Origin of the sequence: Streptomyces sp. NPDC088706 (assembly GCF_044752765.1) — a bacterium.
In the GTDB taxonomy this organism is placed as follows: domain Bacteria; phylum Actinomycetota; class Actinomycetes; order Streptomycetales; family Streptomycetaceae; genus Streptomyces.
Genome location: NZ_JBIVLW010000019.1, coordinates 83,406 through 108,883, shown reverse-complemented (window position 1 = coordinate 108,883; position 25,478 = coordinate 83,406). Strand labels below are relative to the sequence as shown.

The window sequence follows — 25,478 nt, the reverse complement described above, 5'->3', positions numbered from 1 at the left end:
GGTGTCTTGGTCTCCGGGCCCCCCCCCCCCCTCTTTTGTTGTGGGGGCCCCTCGTTTTTTTTTTTTTTTTTTTTTTTTGGGGGGGGGGGGGGGCCCCCCCCCCGGCCCCCCCCCCCCCCCCCCCACCTCTCCGGCTCAGCGCCCCCGGCCGCCGCCCTGCTTCGGGTCGGTCAGCCCGGCCCGCCGCAGCGCGTCGGCCATCGCGCTGTTCGCCGGAGCCGGAGCGCCCTGCCCCTGCCGGGAACCGCCACCGCCGCGCCGGTCCCGGCCGCCGCCCTGACGGCCCTGCCCGCCACCGGACCCCTGGCCGCCGCCCTGGCCCTGCCGCTGCTTCGGCGGACGGGCGCCCCGCTCACCACGCCCCTGCTGCCCGCCACCGGCGCCCGGCTCGTCGTCCAGCCGCAGCGAGAGCGAGATCCGCTTGCGCTGCGCGTCGACGTCCATGACCTTGACCTTCACGATGTCCCCGGGCTTCACGACCTCGCGGGGGTCCTTCACGAACGTCTTCGACAGCGCCGACACATGCACCAGACCGTCCTGGTGGACGCCGATGTCGACGAACGCGCCGAACGCCGCCACATTGGTCACGACACCCTCCAGCACCATGCCGGGCTCCAGGTCGCCGAGCTTCTCGACGCCCTCCTTGAAGGTCGCCGTGCGGAAAGCGGGCCGGGGGTCGCGCCCCGGCTTCTCCAGCTCCTTGAGGATGTCCGTCACGGTCGGCAGGCCGAACATGTCGTCCACGAAGTCCGCCGCCCGCAGCGACGCCAGCGCCTGCGTGTTGCCGATCAGCGAGGCGACCTCGCCGCCGGCGCTCTTGCCCATCCGCCGCACCACCGGGTACGCCTCGGGGTGCACGCTGGAACCGTCCAGCGGGTCGTCGCCGCCCCGGATCCGCAGGAAGCCCGCACACTGCTCGTACGCCTTCGGACCCAGCCGCGCCACGTCCTTGAGCGCCTTGCGGGAGCGGAAGGGGCCGTTGGTGTCGCGGTGCGCGACGATGTTCTCGGCGAGCCCCGAGCTGATCCCCGAGACCCGTGAAAGCAGCGGAGCGGAAGCGGTGTTGACGTCCACACCGACGCCGTTCACACAGTCCTCGACGACCGCGTCCAGCGAACGCGACAGCTTCACCTCGGACAGGTCGTGCTGGTACTGGCCGACGCCGATCGACTTCGGGTCGATCTTCACCAGCTCGGCCAACGGGTCCTGGAGCCGCCGTGCGATCGAGACCGCGCCGCGCAACGACACGTCCATGTCGGGCAGTTCCTGCGAGGCGAAGGCGGACGCGGAGTACACCGAGGCGCCCGCCTCCGAGACCATCACCTTGGTGAGCTTCAACTCCGGGTGCTTGTCGATCAGTTCACCGGCGAGCTTGTCCGTCTCCCGGGACGCCGTGCCGTTGCCGATCGCGATCAGGTCGACCGCGTGCTCCTTCGCCAGGTGCGCGAGTTTGGCCAGCGCCTGGTCCCACTTGTTGGCGGGCACATGCGGGTGGATCACATCGGTGGCCACCACCTTGCCGGTCGCGTCGACGACCGCGACCTTCACCCCGGTACGGAAACCGGGGTCCAGACCCAGCGTGGCCCGCGTCCCGGCCGGGGCGGCGAGCAGCAGATCGCGCAGGTTCGAGGCGAAGACCCGTACCGCCTCGTCCTCCGCCGCCGTGCGCAGCCGCAGCCGCAGGTCGATGCCGAGGTGCACCTGGATCCGGGTCCGCCACGCCCAACGCACGGTGTCCGCGAGCCACTTGTCGCCCGGGCGGCCCCGGTCGGCGATCTCGAAGCGGCGGGCGATCATGTTCTCGTAACCGGAGGGGCCCGGCCGCTCGGCGGCCTCCGGCTCCTCCGGCTCCAGGACCAGGTCGAGCACGTTCTCCTTCTCGCCGCGCAGCATGGCGAGGACCCGGTGCGAGGGCAGCGCGGTGAACGGCTCCGCGAAGGCGAAGTAGTCGGCGAACTTGGCGCCCGCCTCCTCCTGGCCCTCGCGCACCTTCGCCGCCAGCCGGCCCCGGGTCCACATGCGCTCGCGCAGCTCACCCGTCAGGTCGGCGTCCTCGGAGAACCGTTCGGTGAGGATGGAGCGCGCGCCCTCCAGAGCGGCAGCCGCGTCCGCCACGCCCTTGTCGCCGTCCACGAACGCGGCGGCGGCGGCGAGGGGATCGGCCGACGGGTCGGCGAGCAGGCCGTCCGCCAACGGCTCCAGCCCGGCCTCCCGGGCGATCTGCGCCTTCGTCCGCCGCTTCGGCTTGAACGGCAGGTAGATGTCCTCCAGGCGCGCCTTGGTCTCGGCACCCCGGATCGCGGCCTCCAGCGCGGCGTCGAGCTTGCCCTGTTCGCGGACGGACTCGAGGATCGACGTACGCCGCTCCTGAAGCTCCCGCAGATACCGCAGGCGCTCCTCCAGCGTGCGCAGTTGCGCGTCGTCGAGCGATTCGGTCGCCTCCTTGCGGTAGCGCGCGATGAACGGCACGGTGGAACCGCCGTCGAGCAGCTCGACAGCCGCCCTGACCTGTCGCTCACGTACGCCGAGCTCCTCGGCGATCCTGCCTTCGATGGACGTCGTCACGGTTTCCCGACTCGCCTTCTCGTACTGGCTGTGCTGGCCGTGCCCGTGGTGCGACGAGCACGCTCTTACCGGGGGTGATGGCCCCTTCGCCTGCATTGTGCCGGGTGGCCGGGTGCCGTGTCGCGCGCCCTCGTCGAACACGCCCGGGGCCCCCGCGGCGCGTGCGGGGGCCCCGGAGGGCGGCCGGGTCAGCCCCGGCCGGTCGCCTCGGCCGGGAACGCGCCCGCCGCGGCCGCGGTGGCCTGGAAGGCGCGCCCCAGCTCGGTGAGCCGCTCCACGCCTTCCGCGCCCAGGTGTTCGTACGGGGCCGTGTCCATCCGGTCCGTGGCCTCCTCCACCTCCGCGCGCAGCGCCGTCCCCGCGTCGGTCAGCGCCGGCTCCTCGCCCGCCGCCAGCAGCCCGCGCTCCCGCAGCCGGTCGGACGCCGCCTCCCAGTCGGTGCGGCGCCAGCCCCGGGAGGAGAGGATCCAGCGGATCGCCATGCCCTTGCCGGTGGCGGTGTGGCTGACGAGCGACTCCACCGGGTCCAGGCCGGCGGCGAGCAGCGCGGCGAGGTGCGCGTCGCCCCGGTGCTCGCGCAGCAGGGTCGCGGCGTGCCAGAACGCCAGGTGCGGTTCGTCGGGCACCGGAAGCTCCGCGTGGGCCGCGTACAGCGGCCGGGCGTGCGGGGTGCAGGCCTCGGTGGCGCGCAGCGCGAGCCGGGCCGCCTCCGCCATCTCCTCGGAGGCGATGATCTCCTCGCCGAGCAGCCGCCGCAGCGTCGCGTCCGCCGCCCGCAGCCGCGCGCCGAGCACCTGCTCGGGCGATGCGACGGACCAGACGGCGGGCACATGCGCAGCCACCAGGGCCGGGTTGAAGTTGTAGAAGGTCGCGGCGACGGTGCCCGCCCCCACGGCCCCGAAGGCGGCGGCCCGGGTGGCGAAGTAGACGGCGCTCCGGTCCTCGATGCCGAGCTTGCCCAACTCGGCGCCCAGGTCGGGGGAGAAGAAGAGGCACGAGTGCAGCGGGTTGACGGCGTTGTGACAGCGGCGTTCCGCGCGGGCCGGAAGAGTACTCATGCCTGCACGTTACCGACTGGTCGGTACGGCAGGGAACCCCGGGGCGCGCTGGAGCACCGGCCCGGAGCCGATGGCAGAAAAGGTGGGGTACCCGTCATTGCGGCCATCGCCGCCCGCCGCCCAGGATGGCAGGTGTGAAGCAGCGAACCGTGCCGGTCGTCCTCTTCGACGGCATCCAGAGCCTCGACGTGACCGGCCCGATGGAGGTCTTCGCCGGGGCCTCCCGGGCACCGGGCGTCTCCTACGACCTGCGGACCGCCTCGCTCGACGGCGGCTCCGTCCGGGCCACCGGCGGACTGACCCTGCTGCCCGACAGCAGCCTCGCCGAGGCATCCGTACCGCACACCCTGCTCGTCCCCGGCGGGCACGGCACCCGTGGCGCCCACCCGGAGCTGACCGACTGGCTGCGGGAGCACGCCCCTCGGGCCGAGCGGCTGGTCTCGGTGTGCACGGGCGCCCTGCTCCTGGCCGAAGCGGGCCTTCTGGACGGCCACCGCGTCACCACCCACTGGAACTACTGCGCCCAGCTGGCCCGCGACTTCCCCGAGGTCCAGGTCGATCCCGACCCGATCTTCGTACGGGACGGCAGGCTGGCCACCTCGGCGGGCGTCACCGCGGGCATCGATCTGGCGCTCGCGCTGGTCGAGGAGGACCACGGACGGGACATCGCGCTGACCCTCGCCCGCCACCTCGTGGTCTTCCTGCGGCGCCCTGGCAACCAGGCCCAGTTCAGCGTCCAGCTCAGCGCGCAGACGGCACAGCGCGAACCCCTGCGCGAGGTCCAGCACTGGATCACCGAGCACCCGGACGCGGATCTCGCCGTGGACGCCCTCGCGGCCCGCGCCCAGCTCTCACCCCGGCACTTCGCCCGCGCGTTCCGGGCGGAGACCGGTACGACACCGGGGCGGTACGTCGACCGCGTACGGCTGGAGCACGCCCGCAGGCTTCTGGAGGACACCTCCGACTCCGTCGCGCGGATCGCCCGCGCCAGCGGCTACGGCACACCGGAAGCCATGCGCCGCGCCTTCGTGAAGGCCCTGGCGACGGCCCAGGCCGAGTACCGCCGCCGATTCCGTACGCCCGAGCCCACCCTCTGAACAGCGCCGCCCGCCGATTCCGTACGCCCATGCCCACCCTCTGAACAGCGCCGCCCGCCACCCCGACCCACCGACCGAGAGGCAGCCCCGTGCAGATCGCCATCCCGCTCTTCGACCGCTTCACCGCCCTGGACGCGGTGGGACCCTACGAGATCCTCGGCCGCGCCCCCGGCGCCGAGGTCGTCTTCGTCGCCGAACGGACCGGCCCCGTGGCCAACGACAGCGGCAGCCTCGAACTCGTCGCCCACCGGACCCTCGCCGAGGTGCCGGCCCCCGACCTGGTGATCGTGCCGGGCGGTCCCGGACAGGGGGACCAGATGGAGAACGCCACCCTGCTCGGCTGGCTGCGCGCGGCCGACGCCACCACCACCTGGACGACCTCCGTCTGCACCGGCTCGCTGCTGCTGGCGGCGGCCGGACTGCTGACGGGCAGGCGGGCCACCTCGCACTGGCTGGCGCTGGAGGCCCTGGCGGAGTTCGGCGCCGAGCCGACGGGCGAGCGGGTGGTGTTCGACGGGAAGTACGTGACGGCCGCCGGCGTCTCCTCCGGCATCGACATGGGCCTCAGCCTGCTCGGCCGGATCGCGGGCGACGACGCCGCCCGCTCGGTGCAGCTGCTCACCGAGTACGACCCGCAGCCGCCCTACGACGCCGGGTCCCCCGCGAAGGCCCCGGCGGCCCTGGTCGAGGAGTGGCGCGCCCGCAGTCGCCACCTCACCCGGTAGACCCCTCGGTCCCCGTGGTGTAGGTGAAGCGCGGCGCGCGGCGCTCCAGGAAGGCGGCGACGCCCTCAGCGGTGTCGCCGCTGGAGCGCGCCTGACCGGCCCAGTACGCGTCCCGGTCCCGCCGCCCCGCCGCGACCTCCTTCGCCGCCGCCTGCGTCAGCTGGGAGCGCGAGCCCAGTACCCCCGCGTACGCCGCCACCCGCTCGTCCAGACCGCCGACCGGCAGCACCTCGTCCACCAGCCCGGTGCGCAGGGCCCGCTCCGTGTCGATCAGCTCGCCGGAGAAGAGCAGGTGTTTCGCGGCGGCCGGGCCGACCAGGGCGACCAGCCGCCGGGTGGAGGAGGACGGGTAGACGATGCCCAGCTTGGCCGGGGTGACGCCGAACAGCGCGCCCTCCTGTGCGAACCGCAGATCGCAGGCGGCCGCGAGCTGGCCACCGCCGCCCACGCAGTAGCCGCGCACCGCCGCGAGTGTCGGCCGGGGAAAGGCGGCCAGCGCCTCCTCGGCCGCCACCGCCAGCGCCTGGGCGTCCCCGGCGCTCTCCCGCAGCGTGGAGATGTCGGCCCCCGCACAGAAGGTGTCCCCGGCCCCCGTCAGCACCAGCACCCGGACCGCCGGGTCGCCGGCCAGCCGCTCCAGCAGCTCCGGCAGGCTCCGCCACATCGCGGCGGTCATCGCGTTGCGCTTGGCCTGATGGCTGATCACGACGGTGGCGACGCCGCCGTCGACGGAGCAGAGGAGCTGGGGTTCCGTACGGTCCATGCGCCGGATGCTATCCGCACGGTTCGAACCTATGATCAAGAAGGGGTCATCAAACGGACACGCACCGTGAGGAGCTGTCGATGAACGGACCCACCGCCACGGGCGGGAAGCCCGGCCGCACCGCCGAGGGCGGAAAGCTCAGCCGCAGTTTCGGCCGGCTCGTCCTGCTCGGCACGCTGCTGGTGATCGCGGGGATCATCGGCCTGATCCACACCGGCGTCGCCACCCTCACCTCGATGCTGCTCTTCGGCTGGCTGCTGCTGATCGGCGGCCTGGTCGGCCTGGCACACGCGATCGAGTCGCGCGGCACGAACTACTTCTGGCTCGGCGTCGTGGTCGCCGCCCTGAACCTCGCCGCGGGTGTGGTGGTGATCCGCCACCCGGAGGGCACCGCCGAGGCGCTGACCATGTTCGCCGCGTTGCTCTTCCTGACGGGCGGGGTGTTCCGGCTGGCCGGCAGTGTCGTCGTCCGTGGTCCGCAGATGGGGTGGACGCTGCTGCAAGGCGCCTTCGTGCTCCTGCTGGGCCTGCTGGTGCTGTTCGACTGGCCGCACAGCAGCCGGTACGTTCTGGGGGTCTTCTTCTCGCTGGCCCTGCTGTTCGACGGCCTCGGCCTCGTCGCCGTCGGGGTGGGCGGCCGGCGCATCGTCAGCATGGTCTCGGATCGGCTCGATGCGCCCGGCCCGGCTACGGACAGTCCGCCCAAGGCCCCGGAAGGCGGTCAGAAGTAGTCCACCACCCGGCGTTACCGCGCACCTTCGGTCAAATAGCGCCGATACGCAGCTATTTCCCATCAGTGGCACGGTACGGACCAAGCCGTTCCCAACACTCTTCACTCGACGGTCAGTGCAGTGCGAGTGAGAGCTGGTGCCGGACGATGGAGAGCCTCGGGAGTGCCCCTGCCGAACCCGTGTCGTACGAGGGGGTGTGGCGCTTCACCGCCCCCGCCGTCGATGTGTCCGTGCCGCAGGCCCGGCACGCCGTGCGCGACCTCCTCGGCCGTCAGGACGTGCCGATCGGGGAGGACATCCTCCACGGTCTGCTGCTGATCGTCTCGGAGCTGGTCACCAACGCCGTCAAGCACGCGGCGCTGCTCTCACCCGAACTCGCGGTCGAGGTGGCCATCGGGGCGGACTGGGTCAGGGTGTCGGTCGAGGACAGCCACCCCTACCGGCCCACCGCGCTGGAGACGGACTACGCGCAGACCGGCGGACGCGGACTCCTGCTGGTCAAGGAGATCACCGCCGAGGCGGGCGGGACCTGCGACGTAGAGCACACGGCGAGCGGCGGCAAGATCATCTGGGCGGCGCTGCCGTTGAAGACGCAGCTCTGACCGCCCCGTACGCGATCCGCCGACGGGTCACCAGCCGGCGGACTGCCCTGTCAGCTCACGGATCGCCGGCCGTGCCGCGTCCAGCACCGTCATGAACCAGGCGGAGAACGGGGCCCGCGCATGCCGCTCCGCGAGCTCCGCCGCCGTCACGAAGGCCGTCTCGCCGACCTCCTCCGGGTCCGGCCTCAGCGCCTCCTGCGCCATCCCCACGAACAGGTGGTTGAACTCCTGCTCCACCAGGCCCGAGGCCGGGTCCGGGTGGTTGTAGCGGACCGTGCCCGCCTCGGCGAGCAGCGAGGGCGCGATCCCCAGCTCCTCGTACGTACGGCGGGCGGCCGCCGCGAAGGGCGCCTCGTCCGGGTAGGGGTGTCCGCAGCAGGTGTTCGACCAGACGCCGGGGGAGTGGTACTTGCCGAGTGCCCTGCGCTGGAGCAGCAGCCGCCCCCGCTCGTCGAAGAGGAAGACGGAGAACGCGCGGTGCAGCTGCCCGGGGGCCTGGTGGGCCGCCAGCTTCTCCGCGGTGCCGATGGTGGTGCCGTTCTCGTCGACCAGTTCGAGCATGATCGCTTCTGCGGTGCCGTTCGACGAGCTGTCCGTCGCGGTGGCTGGTGTGGTCGGCATACCCATCCTTGTCTTTGGTCCCCGGCCTCGTGCGCCGGACCCCTCGAGTCCGGTCAAGTCTGCCGCACGAAAGCCGCTCGTCCGCACTGCGGGCCCGGGCATGTCCCGCCCCGCCGCGCCTCCGAGGGCCCGTCGTCGAGCGCGGCGGGCCGGACGGCCGTCGGAACCCGAAGGCCGCCGGACAGCGGATCATGCCCACGGGAACCGGAAGGGAATCGTCCAGGACCAGGGCCGTCAGTGACGTGACCGGGGCCGGGCGGCCGGGCATCTGCGCCGGTCCGTAGCGCGTCCACGAGGTCGGCCTCGTCCAGCGAGATCTCCCCAGCGCCGCCGCCGCGCCCCGCTCAGTGGCAAAGATGCGCCTCGTGCTCCGCGTGACCGCTCGGCTCCAGCTGGAAGGTGCAGTGCTCCACGTCGAAGTGGTCCCCCAGGCAGCCCTGCAGCTCGTGCAGCACCTTCTCGTGCCCTATCGAGTCGAGCATCTCCTGGCGCACCACCACATGGGCGGAGAGCACCGGCATCCCCGAGGTGATCGTCCAGGCATGCAGGTCGTGGACGTCCAGGACGCCGGGCAGCGCCGTGATGTGCGCCCGTACCTCCGCCATGTCCACGCCCTTGGGCGCCGCCTCCAGCAGCACGTTCAGGGTCTCCCGCAGCAGCTTCACCGTCCGGGGCACGATCATCAGGCCGATCACCAGCGAGGCGATCGGATCGGCGGCCTGCCAGCCGGTCCCCATGATGATGCCCGCCGCGATGATCACGGCGAGCGAGCCCAGGGTGTCGGCCAGCACCTCCAGATAGGCGCCCCGCACGTTGAGGCTCTCCTGCTGTCCGCGCGTCAGCAGCGAGAGCGAGACGACGTTGGCCACCAGGCCGACCGCGGCGAACGCGATGGCCAGGCCGCCCTTCGTCTCGGCCGGGGTGATGAACCGGTCGACCGCCTCGAAGATCAGGAAGCCGCCGACCCCCAGCAGCAGCACACAGTTGGCGAGCGCCGCCAGGATCTCGGCGCGGGCGAAGCCGAACGTGCGGTTCGGCCCGGCCGGCCGGTTGGCGAAGTGGATGGCGAGCAGCGCCATCCCGAGCCCCAGGGCGTCGGTGGCCATGTGGGCGGCGTCCGCGATCAGGGCCAGCGAGTCGGAGAGCACCCCGCCGACGATCTCCATGACCATCACGCCCAGCGTGATCCCCAGGGCGACCCGGAGCCTGCCCCGGTACGCGGCTGCCGCCGTGCCCGCCGGGGGAGGCCCGCCGTGCGTGTGCCCGTGATCGTGGCCAGCCCCCATGCGAAACGCCTCCAGGTCCCTACGGCAACGCCGGGGCGAAACCGCCCGACGTGGCCAGTGAACTACGGGTGGGGGGTATCGGGCAACACGGCACTGAACACCGTTGTCATCTGCTCTGACCTGCGGAAACGTTCCGCAGGTCAGAGCGCCGACGTGATCACGGACGCTGCTCGGCGCGGACCTCGGCCGTGCTCACGTCACCGGCGCCGACCCGTGCCTGCGGGTGGCGCAGGCACCAGCCCTCCCAGGCCGACTCCACCATCGAGCGGACGTCCCGGCGCGCCGTCCACCCCAGTTCCTGGACCATCCGGGCGTCCGACGCCACCGCCTTCGCCGCGTCCCCCGCCCGGCGCGGCTCCACCACCGGCTCCACCGCGTGTCCGGACACCTCGGCGATCACGTCGATCAGCTCCCGTACCGATACGCCCTCCCCCCGGCCGATGTTCAGCGTCAGATCGCCGGCCGCGCGCTCGGCCAGCTTCCGGGCCACCGCGAGGTGGGCCTCGGCCAGGTCGGCGACGTGGATGTAGTCGCGGACGCAGGTGCCGTCGGGCGTCGGGTAGTCGTCGCCGAAGATCCGGGGCGCCTCACCGCGGGTCAGCCGGTCGAAGACCATCGGGACGATGTTGAAGACGCCGGTGTCCGCCAGCTCGGGCCCCGCCGCGCCCGCCACGTTGAAGTACCGCAGGCAGGCGGTGGAGATCCCGTGCGCCTCGCCCGTCGCGCGCACCAGCCACTCCCCGGCGAGCTTGGTCTCGCCGTACGGGTTGATCGGCAGGCAGGGCGTCTCCTCGGTGATGAGGTCCACATCCGGTACGCCGTAGACGGCCGCCGACGAGGAGAACAGGAAGCGCCGCACGCCCGCCGCGACCACGGCCTCCAGCAGCACGCCCAGCCCGGCGACGTTCTCCCGGTAGTACAGCAGCGGCTTCTCCACCGACTCGTTGACCTGCTTCTTCGCCGCGAGATGCACCACACCGCTCACCGCGTGACCGGCGAGCACCCGGTCCAGCAGGGCCCGGTCCGAGGTCGAGCCCTCCACCAGCGTGACGGCTTGCGGCAGTCGGTCCACGAGGCCCGTCGAGCGGTCGTCGAGCACCACGACCCGCTCTCCCGCCGCGATCATGGACCGCGCCACGTGTGCCCCGATGTATCCCGCCCCGCCTGTGATCAGCCATGTCATGACGGCCACCCTAAGCGCCCCCCTGCCGGTGCTCCGACCCGCGGTTTGTGGGCCGGGGCCCCGATCGATGATGATGATCGGAGACGGAACCGGCTCGATCAGGTCCACCCGAACAGCGCGCGAACGGGTGGTGAACTCGGCCTTCCGTTCATCCGATAGCCTCAGCCGACACGCCGCCGGCCCGCCCCACGGCCGTGCTCCCGTGTGTCGTCCACCGTCAGTGCCAAGGAGTGAGTTCGTCTGTCGACCGCCATCCTCACCGGTACGCCGGTACCCGGGTCGCCGCTCGCGGACGATCTGAGGTCCCTGGGCTTCGACGTGCTCAGCGCCGTCGACGCCGGTGACGCCGCAGCACTCCTCGCCGCCGTCCCCGCGGGCCGCCGGGTCGCGCTCGTCGACCCCCGCTTCGTGGGCCATGTCCACGCGCTGCGGCTCGCGCTGACCGACCCGCGCTTCGCCGCCGCGACCGTCCCCGGAGCGCTCACCGCCCAGCCCGAGGCCCGCCCGGCCCTGCTGCGCGCGCTGCACCGCACCACGGCCGCCGTCGGCGCGGGCGCCCCCGTCGTCGAACCGGACGCCGACCCCGCGCCCGAGGACCGCACCGTCCCCGGCCGCATCGCCGTCGCGCTGGAGGCCGAGGGCACCGCCGTACAGCGCCCCGCCCTCGGCTCGCTCGTCGCCGCCGTGCCCACCGACCCCGAGCAGGAGGCCGCCGCTGTGGCCGGGCTCACCTCGGTCGACGACGAGGCGGTACGGCTGCGCGGCGCGGTCAAGGCCCACGACGGGTTCTTCACCACGTTCTGCATCAGCCCCTACTCCCGCTACATCGCCCGCTGGTGCGCCCGCCGCAGCCTCACCCCCAACCAGGTCACCACCGCGTCGCTGGTCACCGCGCTCATCGCGGCGGGCAGCGCTGCCACCGGCACCCGGGGCGGCTACATCGCCGCCGGGATCCTGCTCCTGGTCTCCTTCGTGCTGGACTGCACCGACGGGCAGCTGGCCCGCTACTCGCTGCAGTACTCCACGATGGGCGCCTGGCTGGACGCCACCTTCGACCGGGCCAAGGAGTACGCGTACTACGCCGGCCTCGCCATCGGTGCCGTACGCGGCGGCGACAGTGACGATGTATGGGCCCTGGCGCTGGGCGCGATGGTCCTCCAGGCCTGCCGCCATGTCGTGGACTTCTCGTTCAACGAGGCCAACCACGACGCCGTCGCCAACACCAGCCCCACCGCCGCCCTCTCCGACAAGCTCGACAGCGTCGGCTGGACCGTCTGGGCGCGCCGGATGATCGTGCTGCCGATCGGCGAGCGCTGGGCCATGATCGCGGTGCTCACCGCGTTCACCACCCCCCGCGTCGTCTTCTACGCCCTGCTCGTCGGCTGCGCCCTGGCCGCCTGCTACACCACCGCGGGCCGCCTCCTGCGTTCGCTGACCCGGAAGGCCGACCGTACCGACCGCGCCGCACAGGCCCTGGCGGACCTCGCCGACTCCGGCCCCCTCGCCCAGGCCGTCGCCGCCGTCGCACCCGGACCGCGGGGCGCGTTCACGGCCCCGGCTGTCGCCCTGCTCGGGACGCTGGTCATGGTCGGCGCTGCCCTCCTCCTCCCGTACGGCAGCTGGCTCACCGTCGCCGCGGCGGCCGGGTACGTCCTGCTCTCCGGCCTGGCCGTCGCCCGCCCGCTCAAGGGCGCGCTCGACTGGCTGGTGCCGCCGTTCTTCCGGGCCGCCGAGTACGTCACGATCCTCGTGCTCGCCGCCCGCAGCGACGTCCCCCACGCCGTTCCGGCGGCCTTCGGGCTCGTTTCGGCCGTCGCCTACCACCACTACGACACGGTGTACCGCATCCGCGGCGGTACCGGCGCGCCGCCCCGGTGGCTGGTGCGGACGATCGGTGGCCACGAGGGCCGTACCGCGCTGGTGGCCGTCCTCGCCGCCGTACTCACCCACGCCTCAGGCTTCACCACGGCTCTCACCGCCCTCGCGGTGGCCGTGGCTCTGGTGGTGCTCGTGGAGTCCATCCGCTTCTGGGTGTCCTCCTCCGCCCCCGCCGTACACGACGAAGGAGAACTCGCATGATCGGCCTCGTACTGGCAGCCGGTGCAGGACGACGTCTGCGCCCCTACACGGACACGCTCCCCAAGGCGCTCGTCCCTGTCGACGGCGACAGGACGGTCCTCGACCTCACGCTGGCCAACTTCGCGGAGGTCGGACTCACCGAGGTCGCGATCGTCGTCGGCTACCGCAAGGAAGCCGTCCACGCCCGGAAGGCCGAGCTGGAGGCGACGTACGGCGTCACCCTCACGCTCATCGACAACGACAAGGCCGAGGAGTGGAACAACGCCTACTCCCTGTGGTGCGCCCGGGACGTCATCAAGCGCGGTGTGATCCTCGCCAACGGCGACACCGTGCACCCGGTCTCCGTCGAGAGGACCCTGCTGGACGCCCGCGGCGAGGGCCGGAAGATCATCCTCGCCCTGGACACCGAGAAGAGCCTCGCCGACGAGGAGATGAAGGTCATCACCGAGGAGGGCAAGGGCGTCCGGCGCATCACCAAGCTGATGGACCCGGCCACCGCGACCGGTGAGTACATCGGCGTCACCCTCATCGAGCCCGAGGCCGCCGAGGAGCTCGCGGACGCGCTGAAGGCCACCTTCGAGCGCGACCCCGACCTCTACTACGAGGACGGCTACCAGGAGCTGGTCAACCGCGGCTTCACCGTCGACGTCGCCCCCATCGGCACCGTGACCTGGGTCGAGATCGACAACCACGACGACCTCGCCAAGGGCCGGGAGATCGCGTGCCAGTACTGACCCGGCTCATTCCGTCCCCGGTCGTCGTCGACATCCGGCGCGGCGCCATGGACGATCTGGCGGGTCTCCTGGCCGATCAGCGGATCTCCTCCTCGGGCAGGCTCGCCATCGCGATCAGCGACGGCTCCGGGCGCGCCCTGCGGGAGAGGCTCGCCCCGGACCTGCCGGGTGCCGACTGGTACGCCGTCGCCGACGGCACGATCGACTCCGCGGTGAAGCTCGCCGACGGCATCAAGGGCAACCGGTACGACGCCGTGGTGGGCCTCGGCGGCGGCAAGATCATCGACGTGGCGAAGTACGCCGCCGCGCGGGTCGGGCTGCCCATGGTCGCCGTCGCGACGAACCTCTCGCACGACGGCCTGTGCTCGCCGGTCGCCACCCTGGACAACGACAACGGGCGCGGCTCCTACGGGGTCCCCACCCCGATCGCCGTGGTCATCGACCTCGACGTGATCCGCGAGGCGCCCACCCGCTACGTCCGCTCCGGCATCGGCGACGCGGTCTCGAACATCTCCTGCGTCGCCGACTGGGAGCTGGCCCACGAGGTCAACGGCGAGGAGATCGACGGTCTCGCGGCGGCGATGGCCCGGCAGGCCGGCGAGGCCGTGCTGCGCCACCCCGGCGGCGTCGGCGACGACGCCTTCCTCAAGGTCCTGGCCGAGGGGCTCGTGCTCACCGGCATCTCGATGTCGGTCGCGGGTGACTCGCGTCCGGCGTCCGGCGCCTGCCACGAGATCAACCACGCCTTCGACCTGCTGTACCCCCAGCGGGCGGCCAGCCACGGCGAGCAGGTCGGCCTCGGCGCCTGCTTCGCCATGCATCTGCGCGGTGCCCGCCAGGAGTCTCTCCTGATGGCATCGGTACTGCGCCGCCACGGTCTGCCGGTCCTGCCCCAGGAGATCGGCTTCAGCGTCGACGAGTTCGTCAAGGCCGTCGACTACGCGCCGCAGACCCGCCCGGGACGCTTCACCATCCTGGAACACCTCAACCTGTCCACCGACCAGATCAGGGACGCGTACGCCGACTATGCGACGACCATCAGTAGCTGAACTCCGTCCGGTCGTGCACCCCCCGGGGGTGAAGGACCGGCGCAGCGGCGAGCACTGGGCCGGCCGCATGTACATGCGCGAGGTCTCCCTGCGCGTGGACCGCTACCTGGTGAACACCCGGGTCACCCCCGACCAGGTGACGTACGTGATGACGCTGGCCGGAGCCCTGGCCGCCCCGGCCCTGCTGGTGCCGGGCGTCTGGGGCGCCCTGCTCGGCGTGCTGATGGTCCAGCTCTACCTGCTCTTCGACTGCGTGGACGGCGAGCTGGCCCGCTGGAAGAAGCAGTACTCGCTCAGCGGGGTCTACCTGGACCGGGTCGCCGCCTACCTGTGCGACGCGGCGGTGCTCGTCGGCCTCGGCCTGCGGGCCGCCGACATCTGGGGCGAGGGCCGGATCGACTGGCTCTGGGCCTTCCTCGGGACCCTCGCGGCGCTCGGCGCGATCCTGATCAAGGCCGAGACGGACCTGGTCGGCGTGGCCCGCCACCAGGGCGGGCTGCCGCCGGTCAAGGAGGCGGCGTCCGAGCCGCGCTCCTCGGGCATGGCGCTGGCCCGCCGGGCGGCCGGGGCGCTCAAGTTCCACCGGCTGATCCTGGGGATCGAGGCCTCGCTGCTGATCCTCCTGGTGGCGATCCTGGACACCATCGGCGGCGACCTCTTCTACACCCGCCTGGCCACGGCGGTCCTGGCCGGCATCGCGCTGCTGCAGACCCTGCTGCACCTGGTGTCCGTCCTGGCCTCCAGCAGGCTGAAGTGATCCCTGCCATGAAACTGGGCGCGGTGATCATCACCATGGGCAACCGCCCCGACGAGCTCCGCGCCCTCCTCGATTCGGTCGCCGCGCAGGACGGTGACCGCGTCGAGGTCGTGGTGGTCGGCAACGGAGCCCCGGTCCCGGACCTCCCGGCCGGGGTGCGGACCGTGGAGCTGCCCGAGAACCTGGGCATCCCCGGCGGTCGCAATGTCGGCATCGAGGCGTTCGGCCCCGCCGGCGCGGACGTGGACGCCCTGCTCTTCCTGGACGACGACGGGCTGCTCCCGGGCCGGGACACCGCCGAGCTCTGCCGCCGGGCGTTCGAGACGGACCCGAAGCTCGGCATCATCACCTTCCGGATCGCCGACCCGGTCACGGGCGCCACCCAGCGCCGCCACGTACCCCGGCTCCGGGCGGCCGACCCGACGCGCTCCTCGCGCGTGACGACCTTCCTCGGCGGCGCCAACGCCGTACGCACCCAGGTCCTCGCCGAGGTCGGCACGCTGCCGGCGGAGTTCTTCTACGCCCACGAGGAGACCGACCTGGCCTGGCGGGCGCTGGACGCGGGCTGGATGATCGACTACCGCGCGGACATGGTGCTGAACCACCCCACCACCGCTCCCTCCCGGCACGCGGTCTACCACCGCATGGTGGCCCGCAACCGGGTCTGGCTGGCCCGCCGGAACCTGCCCGCCCCGCTGGTCCCCCTCTACGTGGGGGTCTGGCTGCTGCTGACCCTGGTCAGGCGCCCGTCGCCGCCCGCGCTGAAGGCGTGGTTCGGTGGTTTCCGGGAAGGCTGGTCGACGCCCTGCGGGCCTCGGCGCCCGATGAGGTGGCGTACGGTGTGGCGGCTGACGAGGCTGGGCCGACCTCCGGTCATCTGAGAGGCTTTCCTCTGAGAGCATGAGGCGTATTTTCTTTCCGGGACCTGTCCGCCTGAGCCGCGCCCGCGACTGGCTGCGCGTGAAGACGAGAGTTTCAACTTGTGAGTGACACGACCCACGACGGCGGGGTAGCCCTCGGGACCCCGCCGTCCGCCGACGAGGGCCTCGGCGCGGCCCAGCTGGCCGCCAAGTACGGCCTGACCGTGAGCGGCGCCCGGCCGGGGCTGTTCGCCTACATGAGACAGCTGTGGGGCCGGCGCCACTTCATCCTGGCCTTCTCCCGGGCGAAGCTGACCGCGCAGTACAGCCAGGCCAAACTGGGCCAGCTGTGGCAGGTGGTCACCCCCCTCCTGAATGCCGCTGTCTATTACCTGATCTTCGGACTGATCCTGGGGACCCGCGAGGGGATCTCCCACGACGTCTTCGTGCCGTTCCTGGTCACCGGCGTCTTCGTCTTCACCTTCACCCAGAGTTCGGTGATGGCGGGCGTCCGGTCGATCTCCGGAAACCTCGGACTGGTCCGGGCCCTGCACTTCCCCCGGGCCTCGCTCCCCATCTCCTTCTCGCTCCAGCAGCTCCAGCAGCTGCTCTTCTCGATGATCGTGCTGGTCGCGGTCGCCGTGATCTTCGGCAGCTACCCCTCGCTGTCGTGGTTCCTGGTGATCCCCGCCCTGATCCTCCAGTTCTTCTTCAACACCGGCCTCGCCCTGATCATGGCGCGGCTCGGTGCCAAGACCCCCGACCTCGCCCAGCTGATGCCGTTCGTCATGCGGACCTGGATGTACGCCTCGGGCGTCATGTTCTCCATCCCGGTGATGCTCAAGGACAAGCCGTCCTGGATCGCCGACGTGCTGCAGTACAACCCGGCGGCGGTCTACATGGACCTGGTCCGCTTCGCCCTGATCGACGGGTACGGCTCCGAGAACCTGCCGGACCACGTCTGGGCGGTGGGCCTCGGCTGGGCCGTGCTGCTGGGCGTGGTGGGATTCGTGTACTTCTGGAAGGCAGAGGAACGGTACGGCCGTGGCTGAGGACAACACGCAGGGACGGATTCCCACGGTCATCGCGGACGATGTCCACATCGTCTACCGGGTCAACGGCAGCGCCGGCGGCCGGGGCAGCGCCACCGCGGCGCTGAGCCGGATGGTGCGCCGGGGCAAGGGCGAGCCGCGCGGGGTCAGGAAGGTGCACGCCGTGCGCGGCGTCTCCTTCACCGCCTACCGCGGTGAGGCCATCGGCCTCATCGGCACCAACGGCTCCGGCAAGTCGACGCTGCTGCGGGCCATCGCCGGCCTGCTGCCGACCGAGTCCGGCCACGTCTACACCGACGGCCAGCCCTCGCTGCTCGGCGTCAACGCGGCGCTGATGAGTGACCTCACCGGCGAGCGCAACGTGGTGCTGGGCGGTCTGGCCATGGGCATGACCCGGGACGAGATCCGCGAGCGCTACCGTGAGATCGTCGACTTCTCCGGCATCAACGAGAAGGGCGACTTCATCACCCTGCCGATGCGGACGTACTCCTCCGGCATGGCGGCGCGCCTGCGCTTCTCCATCGCCGCCGCGAAGAACCACGACGTTCTCATGATCGACGAGGCGCTGGCCACCGGTGACCGCAAGTTCCGCATCCGCTCCGAGGAGCGGATCCGCGAACTCCGCAAGGAGGCCGGCACCGTCTTCCTGGTCAGCCACAACAACAAGTCGATCCGGGACACCTGCGACCGGGCGCTCTGGCTGGAGAAGGGCGAGCTCCTGATGGACGGCCCCACCGAGGAAGTCCTCAAGGCGTACGAACGAGAGACCGGCAAGTAGCCCTGAGACCCCCTGTGGCCCCCGCCGGACCGCTGCCGGCGGGGGCCGCCGCGGTGTCCGGGCCGGGGGCGCTCCACCCCGCCGCACCCGTGTGAGCTGTACAACGTAAGCTGTAGCGGTGCTGATTCATGGCAAGTAGGGCGATACGCCCCGGCGCTCCGCCCGCTGTGCCGCAGTGCACTCGGAAGAACGAGCGGCGTGTCCGAAAAGGGATGTTTTGGGTCAGCAGTGTAGAACGGGAGATGTGACGGCAATGACGGAAGATCTCCAGCTCCGACGTGGTTTCGCCGTCCCCGCGCCGGGCGGTCGGCAGTGACCCCCACGCCACAGGCGCGTACCGGTGACGCCACGCTCGGCAAGGTCGCGGACGAGAACTTCCCCGTGGCCCCCTTCTTCCTGCCCCGCGCCTGGCGCGACGACCTGATGGCCGTCTACGGCTACGCCCGGCTCGTCGACGACATCGGCGACGGCGACCTCGCCCCCGGCGGAGCCGACGCCCGCCACCTGGGCCTGGAGCCGGAACAGAGCGACGACCGCCTCGCCATGCTCGACGCGTTCGAGAGCGACCTGCACCGGGTCTTCGCCACCACCGGCCAGGAGCCGCGCCACCCCCTGCTGCGCGCCCTGCGCCCCACCGTGCGGCGCCGCGCGCTCACCCCCGAACCCTTCCTCGGCCTGATCGAGGCCAACCGGCAGGACCAGAAGGTCCGCCGCTACGCCACCTACGCGGAGCTCGCCGCCTACTGCGAGCTCTCCGCCAACCCGGTCGGCCGCCTGGTCCTCGCCCTCACCGGCACCACCAGCCCGGAACGCGTACGCCGCTCCGACGCGGTCTGCACCGCGCTCCAGATCGTCGAGCACCTCCAGGACGTCGCCGAGGACCTCGGACGCGACCGGATCTACCTGCCCGCCGAGGACATGGACCGCTTCCGGGTCGCCGAAGCCGACCTGGCCCGGCCGTCCGCGGGCGCCTCGGTCCGCGCCCTGATCGCCTACGAGTGCGAGCGCGCGAGCGAACTGCTGAACGACGGCATCCCCCTGGTGGGCAGTGTCGACGGCAGACTCAGGCTCCTCCTCGCCGGCTTCGTCGGCGGCGGGCGCTCCGCCCTCACAGCGATCTCGGCCGCCGGGTTCGACGTACTGCCGGGGCCGCCCAAGCCCACCAAGCCCAGCATGCTGCGCGAAGTCGCAGTCGTCCTGCGAAGAGCGCGTAGAGAGGGGTGAGCCGGAACGTGGAGGGACAGACCACGCCCATGTCACCGCCGGTACAGGCCGCATACAGTTACTGCGAGGCCGTCACCGGACACCAGGCCCGGAACTTCGCCTACGGCATCAGGCTGCTGCCGAACGAGAAGCGGCAGGCCATGTCGGCCCTGTACGCCTTCTCCCGCCGGGTCGACGACATCGGCGACGGCGAGCTGGACCCGGGGACCAAGCGGAGCCGGCTGGAGAGCACCCGCGAGCTGCTCGACCGGATCAGGCACGGCAAGGTCGAGGAGGACGACACCGACCCGGTGGCCGTCGCACTCGCCGACGCCGCCCGCCGGTTCCCGCTGCCGCTGGAGGGCCTCGACGAACTGATCGACGGCGTCCTGATGGACGTCCGCGGCGCCACGTACGAGACCTGGGACGACCTGAAGACCTACTGCCGGTGCGTCGCCGGCGCCATCGGACGCCTCAGCCTCGGCGTCTTCGGTACGGAACCGGGCGCACCCGGCGCCGAGCGCGCCCCGGAGTACGCCGACACCCTCGGCCTCGCTCTCCAGCTCACCAACATCCTGCGCGACGTCCGCGAGGACGCCGGCAACGGCCGCACCTACCTCCCCGCCGACGACCTGGCCAAATTCGGCTGCTCCGCCGGATTCCACCGGTCCACCCCGCCGCCCGGCTCCGACTTCACCGGCCTCATCCACTTCGAGGTGCGCCGGGCCCGCGCCCTGTTCGCCGAGGGCTACCGCCTCCTGCCGATGCTGGACCGCCGCAGCGGCGCCTGTGTCGCCGCCATGGCCGGGATCTACCGCCGCCTCCTGGACCGGATCGAGCGCGACCCGGAGGCCGTACTGCGCGGCCGGGTCTCGCTGCCCGGCCACGAGAAGGCGTACGTCGCGGTGCGCGGCCTCTCCGGCCTCGACGCCCGCCATGTCTCGCGGCTGACCTCCAGGGGGCGGGCCTGATGCGCTCCGGCAGCCCCGGTGCCCGGTCGACCCTCCGGTGGCCCCGCGCGTCCACGCCTGCGACGATCGCATCCGGGACAGCCCGGCGATCGGTGACGACCCGGCGAGAGGGGCAGGCATGAGCGACGAGACCCCGCGCCCCGTCGCGGTCGTCGTCGGAGGAGGACTCGCCGGCATCACGGCGGCCCTCCGCCTCGCCGATTCCGGCCTCGACGTGACCCTGCTCGAAGGGCGGCCCCGCCTCGGCGGCCTCGCCTTCTCCTTCCAGCGCGGCGACCTCACCGTCGACAACGGCCAGCACGTCTACCTGCGCTGCTGCACCGGCTACCGCTGGTTCCTCGACCGTGTCGACGGCACCCACCTCGCCCCCCTCCAGGACCGCCTGGACGTCCCCGTCCTGGACGTCGGACGGGAGGCCGGACCGCGCCTGGGACGGCTGCGGCGCACCGAGCTGCCCGTACCGCTGCACCTCGCCGGCGGCCTCGCGGCCTACCCGCACCTCTCCCTCGCCGAGAAGGCGGGCGTGGGCCGCGCCGCCCTCGCACTCGGCCGCCTCGACCCCGCCGACCCGGCGCTCGACCGCGTCGACTTCGCCACCTGGCTGCGGCAGCACGGCCAGTCGGAGCGCACCATCGAGGCGCTGTGGGACCTCGTCGGTGTCGCCACCCTGAACGCCACCGCCCCCCACGCCTCCATGGCGCTCGCCGCCAAGGTCTTCAAGACCGGCCTGCTCTCCGAGCCCGGCGCCGCCGACATCGGCTGGGCCACCGTCCCCCTCGGCGAGCTGCACGACACCCTCGCCCGCAAGGCCCTGGACACCGCGGGCGTCCGCACCGAGCTGCGCGCCAAGGTGGGGTCCCTGACCCGCACCGAGGACGGCCGCTGGAGCGTCGAGAGCGCGGGGGAGCGGATCACCGCCGACACCGTCGTCCTCGCCGTACCGCAGACCGAGACGCACGACCTGCTGCCCGCCGGTGCCCTGGACGAGCCGGGCCTGCTCCTGGCCATCGACCACGCGCCCATCCTCAACGTGCACGTCGTCTACGACCGCAAGGTGCTGCGCCGCCCCTTCTTCGCCGCGATCGGCTCCCCGGTCCAGTGGGTCTTCGACCGTACGCACTCCTCGGGGCTGACGGGCCCCGGGCAGTACCTCGCGGTCTCCCAGTCCGCCGCGCAGGACGAGATCGACCTGCCCGTCGCCGAGCTGCGGACCCGCTACCTGCCCGAGCTGGAGCGGCTCCTGCCCGCCGCCCGCGGCGCGGGCATCCGGGACTTCTTCGTGACCCGGGAGCGCACCGCCACCTTCGCGCCCGCCCCGGGCGTCGGCCGGCTGCGCCCCGGCCCCCGTACGCGGGTGCCCGGACTGCACCTGTCGGGCGCCTGGACCGCCACGGGCTGGCCCGCGACGATGGAGGGTGCCGTGCGCAGCGGCTTCCAGGCCGCCGACGCGGCCCTCCACGACCTCGGCCGCCCGCACGGACATCCGCTGCGGGAGGCGGCATGAGCAGTACCACCGGAACAAGAGGAGAGTCAGTGACCCCGGCGAATCCGGCTTTTGACACCGTGGCGCAGACCACGGACGTCACCACGCTTCTGGAGCGCGGACGAGCCCTGTCAGCGCCGGTGCTGCGCGCTGCCGTGGACCGGCTGGCGCCGCCCATGGACACCGTCGCGGCCTACCACTTCGGCTGGATCGACGCCGAGGGGCGGCCCTCGGACGGTGACGGCGGCAAGGCCGTGCGCCCCGCGCTCGCCCTGCTGTCGGCCGAAGCGGCGGGCGCCCCCGCCGAAGCGGGCGTCCCCGGCGCCGTGGCCGTCGAACTCGTGCACAACTTCTCGCTGCTGCACGACGACCTGATGGACGGCGACGAGCAGCGCCGCCACCGCGACACCGTGTGGAAGGTGCACGGCCCCGCCCAGGCGATCCTGGTCGGCGACGCGCTCTTCGCCCTCGCGTACGACGTCCTGCTGGAGCTCGGCACGGTCGAGGCGGGCCGCGCGGCCCGCCGGCTGACCTCGGCCACCCGCAAGCTCATCGACGGACAGGCCCAGGACATCTCCTACGAGCACCGCGAGCGGGTCACCGTCGAGGAGTGCCTGGAGATGGAGGGCAACAAGACCGGCGCCCTGCTGGCCTGCGCGGTCTCCATCGGTGCGGTGCTCGGCGGCGCCGACGACCGCACCGCCGACACCCTGGAGGCGTACGGCTACCACCTGGGCCTCGCCTTCCAGGCCGTCGACGACCTGCTCGGCATCTGGGGCGACCCCGAGGCCACCGGCAAGCAGACCTGGAGCGACCTGCGCCAGCGCAAGAAGTCCCTCCCGGTCGTCGCCGCGCTCGCCGCGGGCGGCCCGGCCTCCGAGCGGCTCGGCGAACTGCTGGCCGCCGACGCCAAGAGCAATGACTTCGACAGCTTCTCCGAGGAGGAGTTCGCCGCCCGCGCGGCGCTCATCGAGGAAGCGGGCGGCCGTGAGTGGACCGCCCAGGAGGCCCGCCGCCAGCACGCGGTCGCCATCGAGGCGCTGCACGGTGTCGACATGCCGCACCAGGTGCGGGCGCAGCTCACCGCGCTCGCCGACTTCGTGGTGGTGCGGAAGCGGTGATCAGCACCCGTATATGACTCGCAGTCGCCGGCCGGCGCCCTGAACGGGGGCGTCGGCCGACGGAGACCCCAGCACAGCAGAGAAACCACTGCACGTAAGGGGAAGCTCATGACAGCGACGACCGACGGATCCACCGGAGCCGCGAACCTCACCGCGGTCCCGGTGGCACATCCGGCCGACACGACCACCGCCGCGGACGACGTGCTCGCCGCCGCGCGGCGGGCCGCGGAACGCTCCGTGGCGCACCTCCTGGGCAGACAGGACGAGCAGGGCTGGTGGAAGGGCGACCTGGCCACCAACGTCACGATGGACGCCGAGGACCTGCTCCTGCGTCAGTTCCTCGGGATCCAGGACCCTCGGACCACCCGGGCCGCCGCCCTCTTCATCCGGGGCGAACAGCTCGGTGACGGCACCTGGAACACCTTCTACGGCGGACCGAGCGACCTCTCCGCCACCATCGAGGCGTATGTGGCCCTGCGGCTGGCCGGGGACGGACCCGACGAGCCGCACATGGCCCGCGCCTCCGCCTGGATCAGGGAGCAGGGCGGCATCGCGGCCGCCCGCGTCTTCACCCGGATCTGGCTGGCCCTGTTCGGCTGGTGGAAGTGGGACGACCTCCCCGAACTCCCGCCCGAGATCATGTTCTTCCCCACGTGGGTCCCGCTCAACATCTACGACTTCGGCTGCTGGGCGCGCCAGACCATCGTTCCCCTGACCATCGTCTCCGCGAAGCGCCCCGTGCGGCCCGCGCCCTTCACCCTGGACGAGCTGCACACCGATCCCGCCGAGCCGAATCCGCCCAGGAAGCTTGCCCCGGCGGCCAGTTGGGACGGCCTGTTCCAGCGCCTGGACAAGGGGCTGCACCTCTACCACAAGGTCGCCCCGCGCCCGCTGCGCCGGATCGCGATGAACGTGGCGGCCCGGTGGATCGTCGAGCGCCAGGAGAACGACGGCTGCTGGGGCGGCATCCAGCCCCCGGCCGTCTACTCCGTCATCGCCCTGCACCTGCTCGGTTACGACCTCGACCACCCGGTGATGCGCGCCGGACTGGCCTCGCTTGACCGGTTCGCCGTCCACCGCGAGGACGGCGCCCGGATGGTCGAGGCCTGCCAGTCGCCCGTCTGGGACACCTGCCTGGCGACCATCGCCCTGGTCGACGGCGGACTCAGACCCGACCACCCGGCACTGGTGAAGGCCGCCGACTGGATGCTGGCAGAGGAGATCACCCGGCCCGGAGACTGGTCCGTACGCAGACCCGAACTCGCCCCCGGTGGATGGGCGTTCGAGTTCCACAACGATAACTACCCGGACATCGACGACACCGCCGAAGTCGTCCTGGCGCTGCGCCGGGTGCACCACCCCGAGCCCGCCCGGGTGGAAGCGGCCATCGAGCGCGGGGTGCGCTGGAACCTCGGGATGCAGTCCCGCAACGGGGCCTGGGGCGCGTTCGACGCCGACAACACCAGCTCCTTCCCCAACCGGCTGCCCTTCTGCGACTTCGGCGAGGTCGTCGACCCGCCGTCGGCCGACGTCACCGGCCATGTCGTGGAGATGCTCGCCGTCGAGGGGCTCGGCCGCCACCCCCGTACGCAGCGGGGCATCGAGTGGCTGCTCGCCGAACAGGAGCCGTGCGGCGCCTGGTTCGGCCGCTGGGGCGTCAACTACGTCTACGGCACCGGGTCGGTGGTGCCCGCCCTGGTCGCCGCCGGACTGCCCACCGCACACCCCGCGATCCGCCGTGCGGTGACCTGGCTGGAATCCGTGCAGAACGACGACGGCGGCTGGGGCGAGGACCTGCGCTCGTACACGGAGGAGAAGTGGATCGGGCACGGTGAGTCCACCGCGTCCCAGACCGCCTGGGCCCTGCTCGCCCTGCTCTCGGCGGGCCGCCGCGACAGCCGGGCCGTCGCCCGCGGGGTCACCTGGCTGACCGAGGCGCAGCAGGCCGACGGCTCCTGGGACGAGCCCTATTTCACCGGCACCGGCTTCCCCTGGGACTTCTCCATCAACTACCACCTGTACCGCCAGGTCTTCCCCCTCACGGCACTCGGGCGCTACGTGTACGGCGACCCGTTCGCCGACCGTACAGGCGCGGCCAAGGGCGCCTGATGGCCGGCGCACCGGGGTCCACGGCCCCCCAGGCACCGCTGCTCGTCGCCTGCGCACTGGGCATCGAGCAACTGGCCCTGCGCAGCGGGAAGCGCCCCGGGGGACCGGTGCGGGTCCTGCGGACCGGCATGGGTCCCCGGGCGGCGGAGGCGGCTGTGGCCCGGCTCCTCGCCCCCGGCGGCCTACCGGACGCCGCCGTCATCGCCTCGGGCTTCTGCGCCGGTCTCGCCCCCGGGATGCACCCCGGGGACCTGGTCGTCGCCGAGGAGACCCGGGACGCGGACGGCGCCACCCCGTGCACCGGCACCGGGCTGCTGGTCGCCGCCCTGTCCAGGGCCGCCCCCGGCCGCCGGGTCCACACCGGTCCGCTGACCGGCTCCGACCACGTCGTACGCGGCCCCGAGCGGGCCGCGCTGCGGTCCACCGGGGCCATCGCGGTGGACATGGAGTCCGCCGCGACGCTGCGCACCGCCCTGTGCCATGGACCGCGCCCGGTTGCGGCCGTCCGGGTGGTCGTGGACGCTCCAGAGCATGAGCTCGTCCGGATCGGCACGGTACGCGGTGGAATATCAGCCTTCCGTGTTCTCCGTGCCGTCCTGCCCGCTTTCCATGAATGGCACCGCTCTTCACTGCTCCCCAGGAGGTGAGCCA

23 protein-coding genes are annotated in these 25,478 nt (G+C 72.3%); 17 read left to right on the top strand and 6 right to left on the bottom strand.

Annotated features, from left to right (window positions below; translation table 11 throughout):
- Positions 1-135: 135 nt before the first annotated feature.
- Both ACIQAK_RS29470 and ACIQAK_RS29465 read right to left on the bottom strand, forming a co-directional pair.
- A complete protein-coding gene (locus ACIQAK_RS29470) occupies positions 136-2,565 on the bottom strand; it encodes a Tex family protein (protein ID WP_366391954.1) in 2,430 nt (809 codons plus the stop codon).
- A 188-nt stretch (positions 2,566-2,753) separates the two neighbouring features.
- A complete protein-coding gene (locus ACIQAK_RS29465; protein ID WP_366391955.1) occupies positions 2,754-3,623 on the bottom strand; it encodes an SCO6745 family protein in 870 nt (289 codons plus the stop codon).
- 125 nt (positions 3,624-3,748) lie between these two features.
- Here ACIQAK_RS29465 and ACIQAK_RS29460 point away from each other — a divergent pair, with 125 nt between their 5' ends.
- A complete protein-coding gene (locus ACIQAK_RS29460; RefSeq protein WP_366391956.1) occupies positions 3,749-4,720 on the top strand; it encodes a DJ-1/PfpI family protein in 972 nt (323 codons plus the stop codon).
- An 89-nt stretch (positions 4,721-4,809) separates the two neighbouring features.
- On the top strand, positions 4,810-5,445 hold the full coding sequence (locus ACIQAK_RS29455) for a DJ-1/PfpI family protein (protein ID WP_366391957.1): 636 nt from the start codon (positions 4,810-4,812) through the stop codon (positions 5,443-5,445).
- Here the strand turns inward: ACIQAK_RS29455 and ACIQAK_RS29450 are convergent.
- Positions 5,435-6,208 (bottom strand): enoyl-CoA hydratase-related protein, encoded by a 774-nt coding sequence (locus ACIQAK_RS29450; protein ID WP_366391958.1) that lies wholly within the window; start codon positions 6,206-6,208, stop codon positions 5,435-5,437. The genes ACIQAK_RS29455 and ACIQAK_RS29450 overlap by 11 nt on opposite strands.
- Positions 6,209-6,288: 80 nt before the next feature.
- Here ACIQAK_RS29450 and ACIQAK_RS29445 point away from each other — a divergent pair, with 80 nt between their 5' ends.
- Complete coding sequence (locus ACIQAK_RS29445) at positions 6,289-6,939, top strand: DUF308 domain-containing protein (RefSeq protein ID WP_366391959.1); 651 nt, start codon at positions 6,289-6,291, stop codon at positions 6,937-6,939.
- Between the two features lie 146 nt (positions 6,940-7,085).
- A complete protein-coding gene (locus ACIQAK_RS29440) occupies positions 7,086-7,541 on the top strand; it encodes an ATP-binding protein (RefSeq protein ID WP_366391960.1) in 456 nt (151 codons plus the stop codon).
- A 27-nt stretch (positions 7,542-7,568) separates the two neighbouring features.
- Here ACIQAK_RS29440 and idi read toward each other — a convergent pair whose 3' ends face one another.
- The 3 genes from idi to galE form a co-directional block, all read right to left on the bottom strand.
- The gene (gene idi / locus ACIQAK_RS29435; protein ID WP_366391961.1) at positions 7,569-8,162 is read right to left on the bottom strand and encodes an isopentenyl-diphosphate Delta-isomerase; all 594 of its coding nucleotides are present in this window, start codon (positions 8,160-8,162) and stop codon (positions 7,569-7,571) included.
- Positions 8,163-8,506: 344 nt separating this feature from the next.
- Positions 8,507-9,448: a cation diffusion facilitator family transporter gene (locus tag ACIQAK_RS29430; protein ID WP_366391962.1), complete on the bottom strand. Its 942-nt coding sequence runs from the start codon at positions 9,446-9,448 to the stop codon at positions 8,507-8,509.
- A gap of 157 nt (positions 9,449-9,605) precedes the next feature.
- Entirely contained in the window at positions 9,606-10,631 is a 1,026-nt protein-coding gene (galE, locus tag ACIQAK_RS29425) for a UDP-glucose 4-epimerase GalE (protein ID WP_366391963.1), read from the bottom strand.
- Positions 10,632-10,949: 318 nt separating this feature from the next.
- On the opposite strand from galE, the gene ACIQAK_RS29420 reads away from it, so the two are divergent.
- From ACIQAK_RS29420 to ACIQAK_RS29360, 13 genes are all read left to right on the top strand, one after another.
- Positions 10,950-12,710, top strand: a complete 1,761-nt coding sequence (locus ACIQAK_RS29420) for a DUF5941 domain-containing protein (RefSeq protein ID WP_366391964.1) — start codon at positions 10,950-10,952, stop codon at positions 12,708-12,710.
- Positions 12,707-13,444, top strand: coding sequence for a phosphocholine cytidylyltransferase family protein (locus ACIQAK_RS29415; RefSeq protein WP_366391965.1), 738 nt, complete (start codon positions 12,707-12,709; stop codon positions 13,442-13,444). Before ACIQAK_RS29420 ends, ACIQAK_RS29415 begins: the two co-directional genes overlap by 4 nt.
- Positions 13,432-14,493: an iron-containing alcohol dehydrogenase family protein gene (locus ACIQAK_RS29410; RefSeq protein ID WP_366391966.1), complete on the top strand. Its 1,062-nt coding sequence runs from the start codon at positions 13,432-13,434 to the stop codon at positions 14,491-14,493. The genes ACIQAK_RS29415 and ACIQAK_RS29410 overlap by 13 nt, the downstream gene beginning before the upstream one ends.
- Entirely contained in the window at positions 14,471-15,250 is a 780-nt protein-coding gene (locus ACIQAK_RS29405; RefSeq protein WP_366391967.1) for a CDP-alcohol phosphatidyltransferase family protein, read from the top strand. Before ACIQAK_RS29410 ends, ACIQAK_RS29405 begins: the two co-directional genes overlap by 23 nt.
- An 8-nt stretch (positions 15,251-15,258) precedes the next feature.
- Entirely contained in the window at positions 15,259-16,131 is an 873-nt protein-coding gene (locus ACIQAK_RS29400; RefSeq protein WP_366391968.1) for a glycosyltransferase, read from the top strand.
- Positions 16,132-16,232: 101 nt separating this feature from the next.
- Positions 16,233-17,162, top strand: coding sequence for an ABC transporter permease (locus ACIQAK_RS29395; RefSeq protein ID WP_366391969.1), 930 nt, complete (start codon positions 16,233-16,235; stop codon positions 17,160-17,162).
- Positions 17,155-17,940, top strand: a complete 786-nt coding sequence (locus ACIQAK_RS29390; protein ID WP_366391970.1) for an ABC transporter ATP-binding protein — start codon at positions 17,155-17,157, stop codon at positions 17,938-17,940. The genes ACIQAK_RS29395 and ACIQAK_RS29390 overlap by 8 nt, the downstream gene beginning before the upstream one ends.
- 312 nt (positions 17,941-18,252) lie before the next feature.
- The gene (gene hpnC / locus ACIQAK_RS29385) at positions 18,253-19,164 is read left to right on the top strand and encodes a squalene synthase HpnC (RefSeq protein WP_366391971.1); all 912 of its coding nucleotides are present in this window, start codon (positions 18,253-18,255) and stop codon (positions 19,162-19,164) included.
- Between the two features lie 29 nt (positions 19,165-19,193).
- Positions 19,194-20,114, top strand: coding sequence for a presqualene diphosphate synthase HpnD (gene hpnD / locus ACIQAK_RS29380; protein WP_366391972.1), 921 nt, complete (start codon positions 19,194-19,196; stop codon positions 20,112-20,114).
- A 118-nt stretch (positions 20,115-20,232) separates the two neighbouring features.
- The gene (gene hpnE, locus ACIQAK_RS29375; RefSeq protein WP_366391973.1) at positions 20,233-21,618 is read left to right on the top strand and encodes a hydroxysqualene dehydroxylase HpnE; all 1,386 of its coding nucleotides are present in this window, start codon (positions 20,233-20,235) and stop codon (positions 21,616-21,618) included.
- A complete protein-coding gene (locus ACIQAK_RS29370) occupies positions 21,615-22,718 on the top strand; it encodes a polyprenyl synthetase family protein (RefSeq protein WP_366391974.1) in 1,104 nt (367 codons plus the stop codon). The genes hpnE and ACIQAK_RS29370 overlap by 4 nt, the downstream gene beginning before the upstream one ends.
- Positions 22,719-22,826: 108 nt before the next feature.
- Positions 22,827-24,827 (top strand): squalene--hopene cyclase, encoded by a 2,001-nt coding sequence (shc, locus tag ACIQAK_RS29365; RefSeq protein WP_366391975.1) that lies wholly within the window; start codon positions 22,827-22,829, stop codon positions 24,825-24,827.
- Positions 24,827-25,474, top strand: coding sequence for a 1-hydroxy-2-methyl-2-butenyl 4-diphosphate reductase (locus tag ACIQAK_RS29360; protein ID WP_366391976.1), 648 nt, complete (start codon positions 24,827-24,829; stop codon positions 25,472-25,474). Before shc ends, ACIQAK_RS29360 begins: the two co-directional genes overlap by 1 nt.
- Positions 25,475-25,478: the final 4 nt, after the last annotated feature.

What these genes read in the sequence shown, in the direction of transcription:
- hpnD (WP_366391972.1), top strand. Translation starts at nt 19,194, where the DNA reads ATGTCACCGCCGGTACAGGCCGCATACAGTTACTGCGAGGCCGTCACC.
- ACIQAK_RS29440 (WP_366391960.1), top strand. Translation starts at nt 7,086, where the DNA reads ATGGAGAGCCTCGGGAGTGCCCCTGCCGAACCCGTGTCGTACGAGGGG.
- ACIQAK_RS29460 (WP_366391956.1), top strand. Translation starts at nt 3,749, where the DNA reads ATGGCAGGTGTGAAGCAGCGAACCGTGCCGGTCGTCCTCTTCGACGGC.
- ACIQAK_RS29430 (WP_366391962.1), bottom strand. Translation starts at nt 9,448, where the DNA reads ATGGGGGCTGGCCACGATCACGGGCACACGCACGGCGGGCCTCCCCCG.
- idi (WP_366391961.1), bottom strand. Translation starts at nt 8,162, where the DNA reads ATGCCGACCACACCAGCCACCGCGACGGACAGCTCGTCGAACGGCACC.
- ACIQAK_RS29415 (WP_366391965.1), top strand. Translation starts at nt 12,707, where the DNA reads ATGATCGGCCTCGTACTGGCAGCCGGTGCAGGACGACGTCTGCGCCCC.
- ACIQAK_RS29445 (WP_366391959.1), top strand. Translation starts at nt 6,289, where the DNA reads ATGAACGGACCCACCGCCACGGGCGGGAAGCCCGGCCGCACCGCCGAG.
- hpnE (WP_366391973.1), top strand. Translation starts at nt 20,233, where the DNA reads ATGAGCGACGAGACCCCGCGCCCCGTCGCGGTCGTCGTCGGAGGAGGA.
- ACIQAK_RS29360 (WP_366391976.1), top strand. Translation starts at nt 24,827, where the DNA reads ATGGCCGGCGCACCGGGGTCCACGGCCCCCCAGGCACCGCTGCTCGTC.
- galE (WP_366391963.1), bottom strand. Translation starts at nt 10,631, where the DNA reads ATGACATGGCTGATCACAGGCGGGGCGGGATACATCGGGGCACACGTG.
- ACIQAK_RS29405 (WP_366391967.1), top strand. Translation starts at nt 14,471, where the DNA reads ATGCGACGACCATCAGTAGCTGAACTCCGTCCGGTCGTGCACCCCCCG.
- ACIQAK_RS29465 (WP_366391955.1), bottom strand. Translation starts at nt 3,623, where the DNA reads ATGAGTACTCTTCCGGCCCGCGCGGAACGCCGCTGTCACAACGCCGTC.
- ACIQAK_RS29450 (WP_366391958.1), bottom strand. Translation starts at nt 6,208, where the DNA reads ATGGACCGTACGGAACCCCAGCTCCTCTGCTCCGTCGACGGCGGCGTC.
- shc (WP_366391975.1), top strand. Translation starts at nt 22,827, where the DNA reads ATGACAGCGACGACCGACGGATCCACCGGAGCCGCGAACCTCACCGCG.
- ACIQAK_RS29370 (WP_366391974.1), top strand. Translation starts at nt 21,615, where the DNA reads ATGAGCAGTACCACCGGAACAAGAGGAGAGTCAGTGACCCCGGCGAAT.
- ACIQAK_RS29400 (WP_366391968.1), top strand. Translation starts at nt 15,259, where the DNA reads ATGAAACTGGGCGCGGTGATCATCACCATGGGCAACCGCCCCGACGAG.